Here is a 20,519-nt window from a genome sequence, read left to right as displayed (position 1 = left end):
TCTTATGCTGGATAATCCTGTCCTTTATTTCCCAGCGTATAGTTCTAAATAGAAACACAGGGCTAATATGTCAAATACTTTAAATATCTTTCATAAACCAAAAAATGATCGTCATCTTCATATTTAATGAATTTTGAATGTTCCTTCTCCCTCTGGGAGAAGGTTAGGATGAGGGAATTTCTTCTTAATGATTAAAAAATGATTTATGAAAGAAGCCTTTGTGAACTTAAACTAATATTCTATGAGTTCACAGTATTAAATTTTAGATTATGTATGATTAGGACTGGATATTGACCAGACTGCGTTCACGGCTTAAGTCATAGCGGTTAATACCAAATATGAGCAGGGCAAAGATAAACCCCAATGCGACACAAGCTGACCAACCATACATTTTCCATAAATGTAGTGACAAAAACGCGCCCAGACCGGCCCCTGAAAAATAACAGGTCATATAGATGGCATTAATTCGCGAACGGGCCTGTATTGAAATTCGATAGACCAGATTCTGGTTCAAGACATGCAAACAGGAAATGCCAAAATAGGCTAGAATTAAGCCCAGGATATAAATCCATAAATAGTTCTGGGCAAAGAACAAGGGAATCCACGCCAAAATCAGTCCGCATGTGGCCAGGTGCGCAATCCATTTTTCCCGATGCCTACCAATCATTTTACCAGTCCATTGAGAAGACCAGATTCCGACTACACCGACAATGCCCATGAGTCCAATCTGAAAATCATTAAAATGATAGGGTGCTTCTGCCAGTATAAAGGTCATGGTCGTAAAAATAATACTCAGCATGCCGAAGCCCAGACCGCCAATCATACTACGTCGGATCAACATAGGTTCTGTCTTGGCAAAGGTAAATAATGAGCCATAAATTTGTAAAATGCTCATCTGCAATTGGGTTTTAGCTTTTGGTAGCTGGAACCACATTGCGAGGCTGAGTAAAAGAATAGAACAGCCACTAAATAAGTACACCGCATGCCAGGACCATAAAGTTGAAATCAGTCCGGCCACGGTACGGGCAAACAGAATACCGACCAGGACACCGCTCATCAGCAGGCCAACGACTTCGGCACTTTTATCACGTTGCGACAGGCTGGCGGCAAAAGGAATCAGAATCTGGGTGGTAATCGAACAAAAAGAGGCGAGCAAGGTAAAGCCATACAACATATGCAGGTTGGTGCTGGCGGAAAGCCCAATAAGCGCCAATCCGGTACAGAACATCAAACTACAGATATACAGCCGTTTTTCGAATAAATCGCCTAGCGGTACAAAGAAAAACAACCCAGTGGCATAACCAATCTGGGTTAAAACGACAGTCCAGCCAGACTGAGCTACACTGATCTGCAGATCCTCTGCAATAGAATAGATCAAGGGCTGGTTAAAATAGTTACAACCTGCGCAGAGTGCGCAGGTCATGGCCATCATGAACATGAAACGGCGTGAAATTTGCCCTTGGGCTGACATCCTTGTCTCCTGAGGCCTTAAAAGCTATAGTTGGCAGAGAGGTTGATACGCGAAATATCTGCTTCCTTGTTGTCAAAGGTTTCACGCTTGCCATGATGATATTCTGCACCCAGATTAATCTTTGGAACTGGAGAATAAATCAGGTTAGCGACATAGTCAGTTAAACGTTTATTGGCTTCAGGATTTGCTCGTGCATAATCACTTGAATCGTCAAAATCAACAATACTGGCATTAATACTACTACGTAGTTTTGGTGTGAATTTATGTGTGAAGCCTATATTTAAGCTATTGAACTCATTGAGCAAAAGTTCATTGTTGGCTGTATCAACTGAATAATCTCCACCCCAAGCAGCCCCATCGGATGTTGAGCCTTGAGTTAAAAAGGCTGCAATGCGCTGGTCACCGACCATATGGAAATAGTTGCCCTGGATCGAGTTTTGATCATCAAAGCGATAACGTCCACCAAGACCTACACCCCAACCGACTTTTTCAATATCACCTGTATCTGTCTGAGCTTGTTTTTGATTTACAAAACCTTGAGCTAATAGATGTACTGGGCCAGACTGATGCACATATTTAGTGGTTAAAGCAGGCAAGGCAGAAGAACGATCGCCACTGGCTATATATTCAAGACCCACATTCCAGGTATTTTCCGGATCAAGCTTAAACGCATAGCTGACTTGAGGCGTACGTAATATTGAACCACCTAGGAACAGACTATAATCTACAGCTTCGGTACTGATTTCAGGCGTAGACATCAATGACCATGCCTGACCAAAAGTCCAGTTATAATATTTTAAATGCGCATGACGAATACGCAGACCACCATCACCCTTACCATTGTTGGTCCAGAAGTCGGCTTCTAAACGAGCGGAAACGTTCGGATTACCGCCTAGATCCTTAGCTAGAAAACCAATTCGACTGGCCGCCAAAGTGAAATCTGAACGGGTTGAATCAGGTTCAGTAAAAGGCACTTTATTGATCTGGTTAATGGTTCGGCCACGAGCTTCTGGCGTACTCTTGAAATCGATCGCACCATCCAGACGGATCATTCCATACACATCAACATTGTCCAGTACGCTACTTAAACTTTTGGAGTCCGCTGTTTTAGACTGTTCTTGCTGGTTCTTTAACGCAAGTTGTGCTGCTTTTTGTTGTTCAAGTTCAGCCTGAATTTGCTTTAATTGCGATTCTAGAAACTGCATCCGATCTTCAGACGCTTCTGCCGAAAATGCCTGTACTGAAGCAAGACCACATAATGTCGCTAAAACTAATTTTTTCATTTCTTAATCCCTAAAGAAATTTTCTGATATCTAAGAAGGAAAGCTCTTTCCTTGTTGTCGATCTAATTTTTAAATGCAGAGATGCTAACTTTGGAAGAATAAGTATGAGACCAGTTCAACAGGAACCATCCAGTTCAGGTTAAATCCCATAGGTTCGATATCTAAAGTCATAAAAATTTGGATTGAGGAGGGCTGTTAATTACAGCCCTTACACAGGTTAAGTTATTCTGCTTTTTGCGGATCGTATAAACGGTCTTTAATGAACAGCGCAGGAATCAAACCACACAGGAAGTAAGCTGCACCCATGACCATCAAGCCTGTGCCGATCGAACCATGCATCGCCAGATAACCAATAGTAATTGGGGCGAAGATTGCACCGATACGACCAATGTTGAATGCACCACCGACTGCTGTTCCACGCACGGCGGTCGGGAAGCTTTCAGTTAAGTAGGTTGCATTAATGGCATATGGAATACCGTATAGGAAACCGAAGATCAGCATCAGTACACCAATATTGTCTGCGGTATGCATATAAACCACGACAGGAATAAACAGAGCCGTTCCCATGGTGCCGAAAGCAAAGACGATACGGCGGCCAATTTTGTCAGCAACATAGCCTGCGATAATTTTTGCAAAAATCATGGTGATGAATGTGCCCACCATATACAACGCCATTTCTTTAAACTTGATGCCTAATTCAGCTTCCAGATAGCTTGGTAACCAGTTACTTACACCGAAATAGCCAAATAACAGGAAACCAGAGCTGAAAGACCACAAGATAAACATTTTGCCATGGGTCTTGTCCTTAAGAATAGTGATATATGGATTGCCTTTTTTCGCGTTATTATCCACGATCTGGCCGGTTCTTTTCATTTCACGTACACGCTTCCATGATTCCGGCTCTGGCACCATAAAATGCATCAGAATACCCAAGGCTAATGGCGCAATCGTGATCCAGTACAGCATACGCCAGCCGAATTCAGGAATGATCCAGCCTGAAAGCATGGTGATGACCAAAGAACCCAAGGTAAAACCGGTCATTAATGTTGCTAATACCGTAGTACGATATTTGGTCGGTACGTATTCCGACATGAGGGTATTACAGGCAATATATAAACAGCCTAAACCCAAGCAGGACAGGGTACGTAAAATTGCGAACTCAGTATAAGACTGGGCAAAGCCTGAATAGGCAGACAAGATCGAGAAGGCAATGGTTGCTAATACGATGACTCGCACGCGACCAAACTTGTCACAGGCCCATCCACCGACAAAGCCACCAATTCCCATACCTAGAAGGGAATAACTTCCTAAAGCACCGGCCTGTACAGAAGTCAGTCCCCATTCAGCTTTCAGACTGGTCAGACTGAAAGCCAAAATGCCAATATCTGCACCGTCACAGAGTAAAATTAGAAAAGCAAAGACAAAGGCTGTCATCCACAGGCGTTTTGGTGCCTGTTTAATGGTGTCCTCGGAGGAGACAGGTGTTTTATTGTCTCCAGTTACGATGGTATCGCTTGTCATTCTTATATCCTCTATAAATTAAAAGTAGCATTTCCTCTGCTACCGCTAAATCCATTTTCCTTCCTCTCGGAAAAGTGTTTTTCCTGATTAAAGTGTCTGCTCCTGTTTTGGTTTAGCCACGTCAACAATCAGGTTAAATCTGATTTTTCAGCCCTATACTGGGTTAAAAATCACTGAACGACGAAGTATCTTTATTACGTAAATTAATTTTTAGTTTCGTTATAAGGCTAATAATTACTTAAATGAATAGCCAAAATTTACTTTAAATAATTAATTCCGCATTGCGAAATCAATTAATCATAAAATAACCAACTGAACAAGAGTTTTTACTCTATTTTTAGTAAAAAATAACTTTTTTGAATTTTTGAGTTAAAAATTCTTGATTTATAGACTTAGAAACCGTAGTTTTATATAAAATAAAATTTCGCTATACAAAATAAATGGAGATTTTAATGGAACAGGTGGTTCAAGTAGAGCAAATCTCAGCACATGTGGCGATGGTCAAGATCCATCGACCAGAAGCAAAAAATGCTTTGAATACAGAAGTGCGCCAGAAACTGGCTGCAGCTTTTCTACAACTCAATGATGACGAAAATATTCGGGCCATTATTCTTACGGGCGGTGAAACAGATTTTGCAGCAGGGGCCGATCTAAAGGAATTAGCTACCGCTGAAACCATCCAGATGATGCAACGTCGTACTGAACGTTACTGGCAAGCGATTGCGCAGTGTTCAAAACCGGTGATTGCAGCTGTAAATGGATATGCACTGGGGGGTGGATGTGAACTGGCGATGCATGCAGACATTATCATTGCTGGAAAAAGTGCCCAGTTCGGTCAACCTGAAGTGAAAGTTGGCGTGATGCCGGGTGCAGGTGGGACTCAACGTTTATTCCGTGCAGTAGGCAAATTCCATGCCATGCGTATCATCATGACCGGTTGTCTGGTACCTGCACCGGAAGCTTATCAAATTGGTCTGGTGTCCCAGGTGACTGAAGACAGTGAAACCCTTGCTACAGCAATCAAGATGGCAGAAGGGTTGGCAAAAATGCCGCCAATTGCCTTGGAGCAAATAAAGGAAGTGGCTTTATTGGCCGAAGATGTGCCGCTCAATGCCGGACTTACTCTGGAACGTAAGTCTTTCCAGATGCTGTTTTCTTCAGAAGATCAAAAAGAAGGTATGCAGGCCTTTATCGAAAAACGTAAACCGAATTATCAGGGACGATAGGCATGAGTATTCAAATTCAGAAAATCGGAATTATTGGCGTAGGCACGATGGGTGCAGGTATTGCCCAGATTGCGATTCAGTCTGGTCATGACGTGATACTGTTTGATGCCAAAGAAGGGGCAGCTGAAGAGGCACATGACAAACTGGCCAAAACATTAAATACCTTGGCAGATAAAGGTAAATTCAGCCACGAAAAAGCAGCTGAAGATATTGCCCATTTATCAATCGCACAGCAATTAGAAGATTTGAAAGATTGTGATCTGATTGTTGAGGCGATTATTGAGAATCTGGAAATCAAACAAAAGCTGATGCAGCAACTAGAAGACATTGTTAAACCGGAAGCCATTTTGGCATCGAATACCTCTTCATTATCGATCAGTGCCATTGCTGCCAATTGTAGTCAGCCGGAACGTGTTGCCGGTTATCACTTCTTTAATCCGGTACCACTCATGAAAGTGGTTGAAGTAATTGAAGGCTTTAATACCCGTGCTGACATTATTGAAGCATTAACCCAGCTTTCTACAAAAATGGGCCATCGTCCGGTCAAAGCTAAAGATACCCCAGGATTTATCATTAACCATGCTGGCCGTGCTTTTGGTAGTGAAGCCTATGCCATTTTGAATGAAAATGTCACGCCATTTTATGATATTGACCGGATTTACCGTGACGGTATTGGTTTTAAAATGGGACCATTCGAGCTGGGTGATCTGACCGGTATGGATGTGTCGCACCCAGTCAGTGAATCGATTTATCAACAGTATTATCAGGAAGCTCGTTACCGTCCAAGTGTGATTACCCGCCAGCGTTTTATCGCTAAACAGTTAGGTCGTAAAACCGGTAAAGGTTTCTATGATTATACCTCGGGAACTAAAGAGGGTGATGTTGCTCCCACATTGGTTGAAAAACTGGCGCAATATCCAGCAGTTTGGCTAGGCACCGAATATGAGCAAGACCATCAGGCGCTTGAGCAGTATCTGCAACAGTTCAATATTCAGATCGAGCAAACTGAAACACCTTCGGCAGATGCCTTAATCTTAATTGCCACTTATGGTGAAGATGCAACTTCAGCCGCTGTTCGTTATCAGGTGGCACCTCAGCAAGTGGTGTGTATCGACCTACTGTATGGGCTGAATAAACACCGCACCTTAATGCCAACTTTTGTGACCAAGCCTGAACTGACCCAAGCGGCTCAATCGATTTTCAATCTGGATGGTGTGACTGCGAGTGTAATTCAGGAAAGCGTTGGCTTTGTGGCTCAACGTGCTTTGGCAATGATTGTGAATCTCGGCTGTGATATTGCCCAGCAAGGCGTCGCGACAGTTGAAGACATCAATGTTGCGGTAAAACTAGGCCTCGGTTATCCGCATGGTCCAATTGAATGGGGGGATGTGCTGGGTGCTGAAAAAATCCTGAAAATTCTGGATAGCATGACTGCGATTACCCGTGACCAGCGTTACCGTCCAAGTCCTTGGTTGCGTCGCCGCGTTCAGCTTGGTCTGCCTCTTGTTCATACAACACATTAATTAAAAAGTTAAAGGAATAACACTCATGTTAAATGCATATATTTATGATGGTTTACGTTCACCAATCGGTCGCCATGCCGGAAGTCTGGCAAGCGTACGTCCAGATGATCTGGCAGCTACAGTCATTAAAAACCTGCTGGAAAAAACCGGTATCCCGGCAGAAGACGTAGAAGATGTAATCTTTGGTAGTACCAACCAGGCCGGTGAAGACAGCCGTAATGTGGCACGTTTTGCAGCATTGTTAGCGGGTATGCCGGTAACAGTTCCGGGGCAGACGGTAAACCGCTTATGTGCATCAGGTCTCGGTGCTGTGATTGATTCGGCACGTGCCATCACTGCAGGCGAAGGCGAGTTGTACATTGCCGGTGGCGTAGAAAGTATGACCCGCGCGCCTTTTGTGATGGGCAAAGCAGAAAGTGCTTATTCACGTGATGCCAAAATTTATGACACCACGATTGGTACACGTTTCCCGAACCGTAAATTCACGGATCAGTTTGGCGCGCACAGCATGCCTGAAACAGGTGATAATGTGGCTGAAGAATTCGGTATTAGCCGTGAACAGGCAGATACTTTTGCTGCTGCATCACAAGCGAAATATCAAGCTGCAAAAGAAGCAGGTTTCTTTGACGGTGAAATTACCCCGATTGAAGTTTCACAAGGACGTAAATTACCGCCTAAATTAGTGACTGAAGATGAACATCCACGTCCATCTTCAACATTTGAAGCATTATCCAAGTTAAAACCGCTTTTCGAAGGTGGTGTGGTGACTGCGGGTAATGCATCAGGTATCAATGACGGCGCTGCAGCACTGATTATTGGCAGTGAAAAAGTTCAGGAACAGTATGGCTTAAAACCTCTCGCTCGTATCCTGTCTTCTGCAGCCGCTGGCATTGAGCCACGCATCATGGGAGCAGGCCCAATTGAAGCGATTAAAAAGGCAGTACAGCGTGCGGGTTTGACGCTAGACGATATGGATATCATCGAGATTAATGAAGCCTTTGCCAGTCAGGTATTATCTTGCCTGAAAGGTCTGGATGTCGCTTTGGATGATCCGCGTGTCAATCCAAATGGTGGTGCGATTGCCATTGGCCATCCACTGGGCTGTTCGGGTGCGCGTTTAGCTTTAACCGTTGCACGTCAGTTACAGCGTACCGGTAAAAAATATGCCGTGATCAGTCTGTGTATCGGTCTGGGTCAAGGCCTGGCGATGGTGATTGAAAATCCTGAAGCTGCATAACAGCTTAAGTAATCGCCTTAATGCCATGTATCTATGATATGCATGGCATTTTTTATTGGAATTTTTTCAAAATAAAAAAATCCCTGCACATACAGGGATTGATTACATCAGTGTAATGATTACTTACGACCAGTGACTAATAATGTTGCCGACCCAAAGGCATAAACTTTACCTTCTTTATCGATAATTCTGCCTTCTGAGGTCAGTACATTACGTCCGATCCGGATAACTTCACCAATAGCTATATAGGTTTCGCCGCTTTTCATTGCCTTCAGCATTTTTACATTCAGGTCAATGGTCGAGAAACTGACACCTGCATCTACTGTCGTATGCACGGCAGCGCCAGTGGCACTATCTAGAACCGTTGCACAAAAGCCGCCATGAATTCCACCCTGTAAATTGTAATGGCGCTGATCAGGACGCACCTCATATTCCACATAGTTTTCGCGCACCAAGGTCAGACGCATGGGAATAATTTCACTCATGGCTGAACTGGGAATTTCCCCATTCTTAATTGCGGTGAGATATTCAAGTCCGTTTAATTGTGATGTGGGCATATCCACTCCTTGTAACGATTTATTTCGCTTTATGAAATAATATTCTGTTTTTCTAAAATTATGATATAACAGATAGTGATCGAAATGCTATATTTTTCCAGGATGGAACGATGACAATAAAAAATCTCGTCACAGATGCCGAGTGGCAGGCACGTTGTGAACTCGCAGCGCTTTATCGCATTATCGCGCATTACCGGATGACGGATCTAATTGATACCCACATCAGTTTAAGAGTTCCTAATCAGCCTGACTGTTTTCTGATTAATCAGTATGGTGTTGCTTTTGAAAAAATGCGTGCTTCAACGCTGGTCAAGATTAATCATGAAGGGCAGGTCGTAGAAAGCTATGAACAGGACAAGCCGGTGAATATGGCTGGCTTCGTCATCCACTCCGCAATTCACGAAGCACATGCTCATCTGAACTGCGTCATTCATACACATACCGCAGATGGGATAGCCGTTTCTGCCCAGAAACATGGACTTTTGCCAATTTCCCAGCATGCGCTGAAATTTTATCAGCAGGTGGCCTATCACGAATATGAAGGCGTGGCACTCTCAACAGATGAGCAGGAGCGCCTGATTCAGGACCTAGGCGGCCATCGCGCCATGATTTTACGCAATCACGGACTTTTAACGGCTGGCGAAACGATCGCTCGGGCCTTTCATGAAATCTATTTTCTGGAGCGTGCCTGTCAGGCACAGGTGAAGGCCTTAAGTGGCGGTGCTGAATTGCATTATCCAGCAGAAGAAGTCCGAATTAAAACTGCTAAACAGTTCGCCAGTCCGTTGGTAGAACCGATTTTACAGCGTGCCTGGCAGGCTGCGTTATCCCTGATTGAGCATCAATATACGGAGTATGCATCATGATTGTGATATCAAGTACTGTGCCGAACATTGAAGCCATTCTGGTCAAGTCTTTTCAGAAATATGCCCCTGAGAGCAGTTTTTGTACAGTGGACAGCCCGGAAGCAGAGCAGGCGACCACGGCCGCATGCTGGTTTCCAGATCTGGAGAAATTGCAGCAGCTCCCAAAACTTGGCCTGATTCATTCGATTGCGGCAGGAGTCGAGCATTTAAACTTGAATGAGATAAGACCTGATCAAGCCGTGTGCCGGGTACTCGATCCGCATCATCAAAAAGGCATGTTTGATTACCTGCTTTGGGGTGTGCTGTATTTTCAGCGTTATTTTGACCGCATGATTCAGCAACAAAAGCAGCAGCTATGGAAGCAGTATCGTCAGAGTTATAGCCAGCATATCCAGATCGGGATTATGGGTCTTGGGCATATGGGGTCTTATGTAGCGGAACGTCTTGCCGACATGGGCTATCAGGTCTCGGGCTGGGCCAATTCCCCGAAAGAGATTGATCAGGTTAAAAGCTATGTCGGTTCAGAACAGTTGTCCGATTTCCTGGCTCAAAGCCAGATCCTGATTAACCTGTTGCCACTTACAGAAAAAAATACCGGCATTCTATCTGCTGAATTATTCCAGCAACTCCCTGAACAGGCAGCTCTCATTCAGGTCGGGCGAGGCCAGCATTTAATCGAACAGGATTTATTGGCAGCGCTGGATTCAGGCCATCTGCGTGGTGCAATTGTCGATGTGTTTGAACAGGAGCCATTAGCTGCTGAACATCCATTCTGGCAGCATGAAAAGATCGTTGTTACACCACATGTCGCCTCACATGCGCCCATGTCTGTGGTGGTGGAACAGATTCTGGAAAACGACTGCCGTTTTAATCAGGGCCTGGATTTGTGCCATCAGGTAGATGTTAATAAGGGCTATTAATTGTAGGGATACAGGCAAAAAATAAGGAAATTGATGATGTGGGAAATGATTCAAACCCAGATTCAGCAAGGCGTCGCGACTTTAAGTTTTAACCGGCCAGATTCATTGAACAGTTTCAACCGACAAATGCATGAGGAAGTGCAGCAGGTGCTGAAAAGCTGGAATACGAATCCGGATATTCGGGTGATTGTGATTCGTGGTAATGGTCGGGCATTTTCAGCGGGACAGGATTTAAAAGAACGTGCCGGGCAGCTCGGTAGTGTGCCGTTGCCTCCCGAAGGCTCTCTAGCCAAATATTATAATCCTTTGATCAACCTGATTCGTAAAAGCCCCAAACCGGTGATTGCGGCAGTAAATGGTGTGGCTGCCGGTGCAGGGGCCAATATCGCACTAGCTTGTGATCTGGTCATTGCCAAAGAAAGTGCCAAATTTATTTAAGCCTTTTCTAAAATTGGCTTAATTCCTGATGCCGGCGGCACCTGGATGTTGCCGCGTTTGATCGGCTATGCACGTGCCATGGCACTGACTTTACTTGGTAAGCCTGTGCATGCCAAAGAAGCGGCTGAAATGGGTATGATCTGGAAAATGATCCCTGATGCAGAATTTGATGCTTATATCGATGAGCTTGCACAGCGACTGGCACGACAGCCGACCTATGCACTGGCCTTAACCAAACAGGCTTTGCAACGCAGTGCTGAAAATAATATGGACCAGCAACTGGAACTGGAACAAAACCTGCAATATCTGGCGCTGAGCAGTCAGGACTATAAAGAAGGTGTCCAGGCTTTTGTCGAAAAACGCCCTGCACAATTTACCGGATGCTAAGGAGAGCATTTATGAAAATTCAGACCCGTATTACCGAGCTTTTAGGCATTCGCTATCCGATTATTCAGGGCGGTATGATGTGGGTCGGTACCTCAGAAATGGCCAGTGCAGTTTCTAATGCTGGTGGCTTGGGAACATTAACGGCATTGACTCAACCGACGCCTGAAGCCTTGGTCAAGGAAATTGCACGCTGCCGAGAAATGACGGATCAGCCTTTTGCTGTCAATCTGACTTTATTGCCCGCTGTGAATCCGCCGCCATATGCCGAATATCGTCAGGCCATTATTGAAAGTGGAATCAAAATTGTAGAAACGGCAGGCAACAAGCCGCATGAACATATTGAGGCGTTTAAGCAACATGGCATTATTGTCATTCATAAATGTACTTCCGTTCGTCATGCGCTCTCAGCACAAAGAATAGGCGCGGATGTTATTTCGATTGATGGTTTTGAATGTGCGGGCCATCCGGGTGAAGACGATATTCCTGGCTTGATTTTAATTCCTGCGGCAGCGGATCAGCTTACTGTGCCGATTGTGGCCAGTGGCGGTTTTGCTGATGGCCGTGGTCTGGTCGCAGCTTTGGCTTTAGGTGCTGAAGGCATCAATATGGGTACACGCTTTTGTGCCACTCAAGAAGCGCCGATCCATCCAAACATCAAACAGTTTTATGTCGATAATGATGAAAGGGCGACACATCTGCTATATCGACAGTTCAGGAATACTGCCCGTGTTGCCAAAAATGCGGTATCTGATCTAGTCGTTAAAATGGGTGAAGATCCAAATCTGGAATTTGAACAGATTCGCCCTTATGTCAGTGGCTTAAAAGGCAAGCTGGCTTTGGAAAATGGCGATGTAGATGCAGGCGTACTGACAGCAGGTCAAGTCATGGGATTGATCCATGATATCCCGACCTGTCAAACGCTGATTGACAATATCATGCAAGAAGCAGAACAGATTGTTCAGCAACGTTTGGCTCAGTTTTTCCCGCGCTAGATCGATTTATTTTGATCATTTAATAAAAAGCCATTCATTACCGAATGGCTTTTTTATACCAAAGTTTTAATTTTTTAAATGTGATTTTTTATGTCATGACTAGATTTTATCCATGCACTTATATTATATTCGACCTAAAACATAATTTCGTATTATGAAATTAATTGTCATAAATATACAAATTAGAACTCATACAAGGGAATTACGATGAGAAATTATATTGCGCCATTAAAAGACATGAAGTTTGTCCTGAAAGATCTGCTCAATGTTGAACAGAAATACGAAGGCTATGCAAAGTTCGCAGACAAAGTTTCTATGGATATTATGGAACAATATCTGGAAGTCGCTGCTGATTTTTGCCAAAACGAACTTCTACCAATTAATGCGACAGGCGACCAGCAGGGCTGCCGTCTGCAAGATGGCGTCGTGACTACACCGGATGGTTTTAAAGCGGCTTATGACAAATATGTAGAACTTGGTTTTACCTCATTAACTGGTGATGAAAAATATGGTGGCCAAGGCTTCCCGACCTTATACCGTATTGCCATTTCAGAAATTATTACGGCGACTAACTGGTCTTGGGGTATGTACCCAGGCCTGTCTCATGGTGCGATGCGTACTTTAGAGCATCATGGTAGCGATGAACAGAAACAGAAATTCCTGGTACCTTTAATTGCAGGTCGCTGGACCGGAACCATGTGTTTAACTGAATCACATGCCGGTTCTGATCTGGGCCTGATCCGTACTAAAGCGGTGCCAAATGAAGATGGCAGCTACAGCATCAGCGGTGAGAAAATCTTTATTTCAGCAGGTGAGCATGACCTGGCTGAAAATATCGTACACATTGTATTGGCGCGTTTACCGGATGCGCCTGCAGGTACTAAAGGTATTTCGCTGTTTATCGTGCCTAAATACAATCTGGATGAAGCTGGAAATGTGGCTTCACGCAATGGTGTGGTGTGTAGCGCGATTGAACACAAGATGGGTATTCATGGCAATGCGACCTGTGTACTGAATTTTGATAATGCCAAAGGTTTCCTGATCGGGCCTGAAAACCGCGGCTTGAACTGCATGTTTACTTTTATGAACTCTGCGCGTATTGGTACAGCGATTCAAGGTTTGGCAGCAGCAGAATCTTCTTATCAAGGCGCGTTGGCTTATGCCAAAGACCGTCTGGCGATGCGTTCACTTGAAGGTGCGAAAGAGCCAAACCTGCCTGCGGATCCAATTATCGTGCATCCGGCAGTGCGTAATATGCTACTGACTCAAAAGGTATTTGCAGAAGGTTCACGTGCCTTGGCTTATTATCTGGCAACGTATGCTGATATCGCTGAAGCAACGGATAATCCTGAAGAGAAGAAAGCTGCAGAAGACCGTCTGGCATTATTGACCCCAATTGCTAAAGCCTTAATGACCGAAACAGGTGTAGAAGCTGCCAAACACGGTATGCAGGTCTTTGGTGGACACGGCTATATTGCTGAACATGGCATGGAACAGATTGCCCGTGATGCACGTATTGCCAGTCTGTATGAAGGTACTACTGAAATTCAATCAATCGACTTGCTGGCGCGTAAAGTACTGGGTTCAAAACTGGATCTGCTGACCGCATTAACCGATGAAATTCAGGGCTTTGTAAAAGAACACCAGCAACATGCCCAGTTAAGCCAGCAAGTTGCACAAGTCAGCCAGCTAACTGAACAATGGCTGGAACTCACCAAAACCATTCAGACTCAAGCACAACAGTCTGCCAATGAAATTGGGGCAGCATCAGTTGACTACCTATATTTCTCTGGTTATGTGGTGTCGGCTTATTTGTGGCTGAAAATGGCAATTACTGCACAACAGAAAATTGAAGAAGGCCATACCGATCCGTTCTATGCAGCCAAGATCAAAACTGCACAATTCTTCTTTGCTCGGATTTTACCAAGAACCGCGACACATACTGCCAATATTCTAGTTGGTGGTGAAAGCCTGTTTTTACTTGAACCTGAAGAGTTCAAATTCGATTAAAGTTTTTGACCCACGATACTCGTGTCGTGGGTCTTTTTTTAATAATTTTTGCATCCTAATCCCATTCAAATATTGAAAGTTATTCTTTGGTATTGAATAAACCATAAAACAACAAGATCAGGAGTCTATATGGATTTAGACATGATTACTCGACAGTTTCCTTATACTGATCGGGAGCTTACTTTTCATGAAGTCGGACAGCGCTCTGCATTTCCCACTATTATTCTGATTCATGGCACCGGTGGAAATACCGACAAGCATTTCAGCTATATTTTTCCGATGCTGGGTATTCATCAGCGGGTTTTATCCATTGATTTACATACCCCCGATAAAGCTGATCTGGCGGTGACCGATTTTAGCCAGCAGGTTGAAGCACTGATTCAGCATGCAGTTGCAGAAGATGAAATCATTACAGTGGTAGGCTATTCACTCGGTGCCGTGATTGCTGCACAAGTAGCAGCCAGTTTAAAACAGCGTGTGGCACGTTTGATTCTGTTGGCTGGTTGGACCAAAACCAGCTCGGTACAGCAACTACGGACGACTATCTGGCAACAGTTATTTAATGAACAATCTGCGGCCTTGCCTCATTTTGTGAATTATTGCCTGTATAGCGATGATTATCTGTCTGCACGAAGTGAACAGCAGGTGTTGGATCTGGCACGCTTTGTTAAGCCATCCCAAGATGCAGCCAAACAGCGCGAACTGAATTATCACATTGATATTACATCAGCTTTGTCTGACATCTGTGCAGAAACTCTAGTCGTTGCCTGTCGTGAAGACCGCATGGTGCCTGTAGCCCAAGCAAAACTGCTGTTTGCTTCAATTTCGAACAGTCGCTATATCGAAATTTCTTCAGGACATGCGCTCTATGTCGAAGCGCCAGCCGAAGTGGTGCAACTGGTAAACCAGTTTAGCCAGCATCCAGAACAATATCCGGTGAATCAAAAAATCCAGCCTTATATGCCTTAAAGGAGATAAATAATGCAAGCTAAAGGACAGCGCAGCAAGATTCTAATTGTAGGCAGCGGTTTTGGTGGTTTGGGAATGGCAATCCGCCTTAAACAGCAGGGCATCCACGATTTTAAAATCATTGAACGTGCAGCAGAAGTGGGCGGTACTTGGCGTGACAATACCTATCCCGGAGTCGCCTGTGATGTACCTTCCCATTTATATTCTTTCTCGTTTATTAAAAATCCCAACTGGTCGCGTGTCTTTCCACAAGGGGTAGAAATTCAGCGCTATTTAATTCAATGCTGTGATCAGGAAAATATCCGGCCCCATATTAATTTTCATACCCAACTGGAAAAGGCCAGCTGGAATGCACGAGAACGCATCTGGGAAATTCACACCTCTATAGGTCTGTATCAGGCTGAGATTTTAATTACCGCAACCGGGCATCTGGCAGATGAGCATCTCCCACAAATTCCGAGGCTGAAAGAATTTGAAGGCCAAGTGATGCATTCAGCACGCTGGAACCACGAGCTGAATCTGGAAAATCAACATGTCATTGTGGTGGGTTCTGGTGCTTCAGCCATCCAGCTTGTGCCGGAAATTGCAAAAACTGCCAAAAGCCTGACTGTCTTGCAACGTAGTGCGCCCTATATTTTGCCCCGACCAGACCGACCTTATTCTGAGTCAGAAAAACAGCTTTTTCGCAAAGATCCGGACAGTATGACAGCCTTAAGACATTCCTTGTTTTGGGGCAATGAATACAATTTTGCCCAGCGCCGTAATCTGAAAAGCCAGATTGAGCGGGTCAAGAAAAACTGCCTGCAATTCTTAAAACATCAGATTTCAGATCCTGAATTACAGCAGAAACTCACACCGAATTATGAACCTGGTTGTAAGCGTTTATTGCTGTCTAATGATTATTATCCAACCTTTTTAAAAGCGCATGTCACGCTTGAAGATTCAGCCTTGGCAGAAGTTACGAAAGACAGTGTATTAAGCCAGGCTGAAAATAAATTTTCTGCAGATATCATCGTATTCGCGACAGGATTTGAAGCAGCACGCCCACCTTATGCGGCAAAGGTGGTCGGTAAGCATGGCCTAAGTCTGGAACAACAATGGTCTAGCGGCATGCAGGGTTATCAGTCAACGACCGTACATAATTTTCCAAACCTGTTCATCCTGAATGGGCCAAATACAGGCAGTGGACATAATTCAGCACTTTATTTTCTGGAAACCCAGTTTGATCTGATTCTAGATGCCTTGCAGTTTTTTGAGCAGGAACAGATCCAGGTTTTCGAAGCGGATCAGAGCGCTGAAAATAGCTATATGCAGGAGCTACAGCAGCTTTCGCAAGGTAGTGTCTGGTTATCGGAAAGCTGTAAAAGCTGGTATCTGGACCCGGTCAGTCGTAAGCTGACTTTGGTCTGGCCGGATTATGCTCATTCATTTAGGGATAAAAATCAGCATTTTATTCGTAGCGGTTATCACTACAAGTATGTTGAATCAAAACAGCAGAAAGTGGTTTAAAAATATTTAATTAAAATCAAAATCTTATGGTTTAAATAATACAAAATAATTGTAAATCCAGGACAGGAGTATAGTCATGAGCAGTCAACCATGGATGGAAGAATATAAAAAGTGGAATATCAATCCGGAGTTTAGCCGGCCAGATCCTGAGAAAACCCTGAGCACGACCATTGCTGAGAATCTGGTGAAATTTCAGGATAAAACCGCATTTATCTATCTGGATCGTAAATTCAGTTATCACGATATCGATGTCTATAGCCAGAAATTCGCCACCTATTTACAGAGTCTTGGGCTGACTGCTGGCAGCCGTATTGCAGTGATGTTGCCAAATATTATTCAGTATCCAATTGCGACATTTGCCATTATTCGTGCCGGTTATGTGCTGGTCAATGTCAATCCGATGTACACCCAGCGTGAACTGTATCATCAGTTACAGGATTCAGGTGCAGAAGCCTTGATTATCCTGGGACAGACTTTGGAGCAATTAACAGCACTAGATGAATGTCCTGAACTCAAATATGTCATTTCAACGCATTCGCTAGATTTTATTCAAGAGCAACCAAGTGCTATTTATAGTCAGGCAGCACAATATCCGGATAAACAGTTTTTTGACTTTAAACAGGTGATTGATCAAGTCGAACAGATTGATTTTAAAACACCTGTACAACATCAGGAAGATACGGTTATTCTGCAATACACGGGAGGTACCACAGGTGTTTCTAAAGGTGCTGAACTGAGTCATCGCAATATTTTATTTAATATTGCCCAGAACAGTACCGTATTTATCAGCCATTTTGGTGACCGCTATGCTATTGAAAATGAATATGTTTTCTGTGCCTTGCCGCTGTATCACATTTATGGATTTACCATCTGCCTGTTCAGTTATGGTTTAAGCCGTGGTTTCGCCAATGTCCTGATTCCAAATCCGAGAGATCTGGATGCTTTGGCGGATCAATACCAGAAACATCCACCCACTGTTTTCCCCGGGGTGAATACCATGTTTAATGCCTTGGCGCATCATTCACCTTTCCGTGAACTGGATCATTCACGCCTGAAAACCACAACCGGCGGAGGGGCATCTATTTTGAAAAATACGGCAGAGTTATGGCATGAGGTCACAGGCTGCCAGATTTATGAAGGTTATGGGCTTTCCGAAACTTCACCGACTGCAACTTTTAACCCGCCTTTAAGCCGGCGATTTAGTGGCACGATTGGCTTGCCATTGGCAGGGACTGAAATTCTGATTCTGAATGATGAAGGAGAACCTGTAGAGCTTAATCAGGCTGGAGAAATCGCCATACGTGGTCCACAGGTGATGAAAGGATACTGGCAGCAACCGGAAGCAACAGCACAGGTATTTACCAAAGATGGTTACTTCCTGACAGGTGATATCGGTTGTATGGACGAACAAGGCTATATCACCATTCTGGACCGCAAAAAAGACATGATTCTGGTCTCCGGATTTAATGTTTATCCCAATGAGCTGGAAGGCGTACTGTCCAAACATCCTAAAATACTGGAATGTGCAGTGATTGGTATTGATGATGAAAAATCTGGACAGGTACCCAAGGCATTTATTGTGAAACAGGATGAAACTCTGACCCAAGATGAAGTCATGACTTATCTGAAACAGCAACTGACCAGTTATAAATTGCCGAAATACATTGAGTTTGTGTCCGAACTACCAAAGTCTGCAGTAGGAAAAATTCTGCGTCGCGAGCTGCCTCGTACTGTTCAGCCGAGTGCAAAAGCCTGCTAAGGAATGATCTAATCCATTATTTTTAAAATAAAAAAGGAATCTAAAGATTCCTTTTTTACTGCTTGCAGGCTTATCGCTGCTGGATGACTTTTTTTCTTTTCAGTTCTTCCATTTTAGCAGAACTTAAATATTGACTCAAAATGGCATCGGTATCTTCACCCAGACAAGGGGGGCCTTTTTATATTCTACTGGTGTCTTGGAGAGTTTAATTGGTGAACCGATTGAAGTGTAATCTTCACGTAAGGTATGCGGCATTTTAATCACCATATCACGTGCCAATACCTGTTCTTCTTGCAAAGTCTGTTTCAGGTCATTAATCATTCCTACCGGTACTTTAACCGCATGAATCAGATCCACCCAGGTTTTTGCCGGTCTAGTATAGAAATGAGCCTGTAGAACTATGGTCAATTCTTCACGATGTGTAACACGTCCAGAATTTTTTAAGAAGCGAGGATCTTCTGCCACCTTAGCCAGACCAACGGCCTGACACAAAGCTTGGAATTGCAGATCGTTACCACAGGCGATAATAAATTCACCTTCCTGGGCTTTAAACACCTGATAGGGCACAATATTGGCATGTGCATTTCCGAAGCGACCGGGGACTTTGCCTGAGGTGAGATAATTCATGGCCAGAACAGAGAGGGAAGCAACCTGGGTATCTAACAGCGCCATATCAATATACTGACCTTCACCGGTTTTCTCACGGGACAACAAAGCCGCCTGAATGGCAATTGCGGCATATAAGCCGGTGGTCAGATCGGCAAAGGCCAGACCTGCTTTTTGCGGACCACCCCCTGGAAGGTCATCACGTTCACCCGTAACACTCATCATACCGCCCATACCCTGAACAATGAAGTCATAGCCTGGTTCTTGCGCACGCGGGCCATTCTGGCCAAAGCCGGTAATAGAACAATATACCAGTCGCGGATTTAGCTGACTCAGACTTTCATAATCCAGCCCGTATCGTTTCAACGAACCGGCTTTATAGTTTTCAATGACTACATCACTCTGTTCAGCAAGTTTTTTGATAATACGTTGACCTTCAGGTGTAGATAAATCGATTGCAACCGAGTGTTTGCCACGGTTAGCAGACAGGTAATAAGCCGATTCATGGGTATCTTGCTGCTGATTGTTTTTAAGCCAGGGGGGTCCCCAGATACGGGTATCATCATAGGCATCAGTAGGGTTGGAATCATAGCAATCTATGTAATCTGAAAAAGTATTATTAAGTGTGAATTCAGAAAGTGGATTTTTACTTTTGACTGTTATTCCATTTCGAGGATATTTATATTATGTATATACGCCTAATAGTAGCTCTACCTAATTCCCCAGCACATTTAATTTCATATTTAACCCATAGTCTATTTGCTATCTCAGATTCAATAAGATTAATTAGACCTCTTTCATAAATCATTTTTTACTCAGTTCCAAGTTGTAGATTCCAGCGATTAAATTGAATCTCAAACCAAGCCTTTTACCTCTATTTCGATAACGCTCAGCAAGGATTTTGAAGGTTTTCAGGCTGCCAAATACATGCTCAATTCCGATTTTTCTTTTATTGATTTCTTGATTATAGATTTTCAATTCAGGATCTAATTTACAGTGTCTTTTGGCTTTTAATGGTAACAGGCTATTCGGATACAACACATAAATCCCCTGATAGCCTTTATCTGCAAGGATAAAAGCCTTAAAAGGAATCTGGTTTAAATTGCGTTTGAACAACTCGAAATCATGCACTGCACCGCGACTGGTACATAAACTCAGAATTTGCTGAGTTTTGTAGTGAATCATGGCCTGTACTTTAAAGGTATGGGTCTTTTTCTTGCCGCTATAGCTTTTCTTCTGTTTTTT

General features: G+C 43.8%; 15 protein-coding genes and 2 pseudogenes. 11 read left to right on the top strand and 6 right to left on the bottom strand.

Annotated elements, in window-relative coordinates; all coding sequences use genetic code 11:
- Positions 1-277 precede the first annotated feature (277 nt).
- The 3 genes from HADU_RS13725 to HADU_RS13715 form a co-directional block, all read right to left on the bottom strand.
- Positions 278-1,471 (bottom strand): MFS transporter, encoded by a 1,194-nt coding sequence (locus HADU_RS13725; RefSeq protein WP_008307312.1) that lies wholly within the window; start codon positions 1,469-1,471, stop codon positions 278-280.
- Between the two features lie 17 nt (positions 1,472-1,488).
- Entirely contained in the window at positions 1,489-2,754 is a 1,266-nt protein-coding gene (locus HADU_RS13720; protein WP_005222175.1) for a DcaP family trimeric outer membrane transporter, read from the bottom strand.
- Positions 2,755-2,976: 222 nt separating this feature from the next.
- Positions 2,977-4,275: an MFS transporter gene (locus tag HADU_RS13715; RefSeq protein ID WP_005222173.1), complete on the bottom strand. Its 1,299-nt coding sequence runs from the start codon at positions 4,273-4,275 to the stop codon at positions 2,977-2,979.
- A 452-nt stretch (positions 4,276-4,727) separates the two neighbouring features.
- On the opposite strand from HADU_RS13715, the gene HADU_RS13710 reads away from it, so the two are divergent.
- The 3 genes from HADU_RS13710 to HADU_RS13700 are packed head-to-tail and all read left to right on the top strand — an operon-like array spanning position 4,728 to position 8,261.
- Positions 4,728-5,501: an enoyl-CoA hydratase gene (locus HADU_RS13710; RefSeq protein WP_005222169.1), complete on the top strand. Its 774-nt coding sequence runs from the start codon at positions 4,728-4,730 to the stop codon at positions 5,499-5,501.
- Between the two features lie 2 nt (positions 5,502-5,503).
- Positions 5,504-7,024, top strand: coding sequence for a 3-hydroxyacyl-CoA dehydrogenase (locus HADU_RS13705; protein WP_005222167.1), 1,521 nt, complete (start codon positions 5,504-5,506; stop codon positions 7,022-7,024).
- Between the two features lie 25 nt (positions 7,025-7,049).
- Positions 7,050-8,261 carry a 3-oxoadipyl-CoA thiolase gene (locus tag HADU_RS13700; protein WP_008307308.1) on the top strand — a complete coding sequence of 404 codons (1,212 nt, stop codon included), beginning with the start codon at positions 7,050-7,052 and terminating at the stop codon, positions 8,259-8,261.
- Between the two features lie 119 nt (positions 8,262-8,380).
- On the opposite strand, the gene HADU_RS13695 is transcribed toward HADU_RS13700, so the two are convergent.
- A complete protein-coding gene (locus HADU_RS13695) occupies positions 8,381-8,818 on the bottom strand; it encodes a PaaI family thioesterase (protein ID WP_005222163.1) in 438 nt (145 codons plus the stop codon).
- Between the two features lie 110 nt (positions 8,819-8,928).
- Here HADU_RS13695 and HADU_RS13690 point away from each other — a divergent pair, with 110 nt between their 5' ends.
- The 8 genes and pseudogenes from HADU_RS13690 to HADU_RS13655 all read left to right on the top strand — a co-directional run bounded on the left by HADU_RS13690 (position 8,929) and on the right by HADU_RS13655 (position 18,668).
- Entirely contained in the window at positions 8,929-9,684 is a 756-nt protein-coding gene (locus HADU_RS13690) for a class II aldolase/adducin family protein (protein WP_005222162.1), read from the top strand.
- Positions 9,681-10,604 (top strand): 2-hydroxyacid dehydrogenase, encoded by a 924-nt coding sequence (locus tag HADU_RS13685; RefSeq protein ID WP_005222161.1) that lies wholly within the window; start codon positions 9,681-9,683, stop codon positions 10,602-10,604. Before HADU_RS13690 ends, HADU_RS13685 begins: the two co-directional genes overlap by 4 nt.
- A 36-nt stretch (positions 10,605-10,640) precedes the next feature.
- Positions 10,641-11,429, top strand: a pseudogene (locus tag HADU_RS13680) (enoyl-CoA hydratase-related protein).
- Between the two features lie 11 nt (positions 11,430-11,440).
- Positions 11,441-12,421: an NAD(P)H-dependent flavin oxidoreductase gene (locus HADU_RS13675; protein ID WP_005222159.1), complete on the top strand. Its 981-nt coding sequence runs from the start codon at positions 11,441-11,443 to the stop codon at positions 12,419-12,421.
- A 207-nt stretch (positions 12,422-12,628) separates the two neighbouring features.
- Positions 12,629-14,431: an acyl-CoA dehydrogenase C-terminal domain-containing protein gene (locus HADU_RS13670; RefSeq protein ID WP_005222158.1), complete on the top strand. Its 1,803-nt coding sequence runs from the start codon at positions 12,629-12,631 to the stop codon at positions 14,429-14,431.
- 129 nt (positions 14,432-14,560) lie between these two features.
- The gene (locus tag HADU_RS13665; RefSeq protein WP_008307304.1) at positions 14,561-15,400 is read left to right on the top strand and encodes an alpha/beta fold hydrolase; all 840 of its coding nucleotides are present in this window, start codon (positions 14,561-14,563) and stop codon (positions 15,398-15,400) included.
- A 12-nt stretch (positions 15,401-15,412) separates the two neighbouring features.
- Entirely contained in the window at positions 15,413-16,909 is a 1,497-nt protein-coding gene (locus HADU_RS13660) for a flavin-containing monooxygenase (RefSeq protein WP_008307302.1), read from the top strand.
- Positions 16,910-16,985: 76 nt separating this feature from the next.
- Positions 16,986-18,668, top strand: a complete 1,683-nt coding sequence (locus HADU_RS13655; RefSeq protein ID WP_005222155.1) for an AMP-binding protein — start codon at positions 16,986-16,988, stop codon at positions 18,666-18,668.
- A 70-nt stretch (positions 18,669-18,738) separates the two neighbouring features.
- Here HADU_RS13655 and HADU_RS13650 read toward each other — a convergent pair.
- Together HADU_RS13650 and HADU_RS13645 are read right to left on the bottom strand one after the other, a co-directional pair.
- Positions 18,739-19,847: pseudogene (locus HADU_RS13650) on the bottom strand (CaiB/BaiF CoA transferase family protein); the annotation flags it as partial.
- 231 nt (positions 19,848-20,078) lie between these two features.
- The coding region (locus tag HADU_RS13645) for an IS5/IS1182 family transposase (RefSeq protein ID WP_008307300.1) at positions 20,079-20,519 on the bottom strand (441 nt) is incomplete at its 5' end.

Origin of the sequence: Acinetobacter sp. HA, from assembly GCF_000264725.1 — a bacterium.
GTDB classification, from domain to species: domain Bacteria; phylum Pseudomonadota; class Gammaproteobacteria; order Pseudomonadales; family Moraxellaceae; genus Acinetobacter; species Acinetobacter schindleri.
The sequence above is the reverse complement of the archived record's forward strand: the minus strand, read 5'-3'. Positions and strand labels throughout refer to the sequence as shown.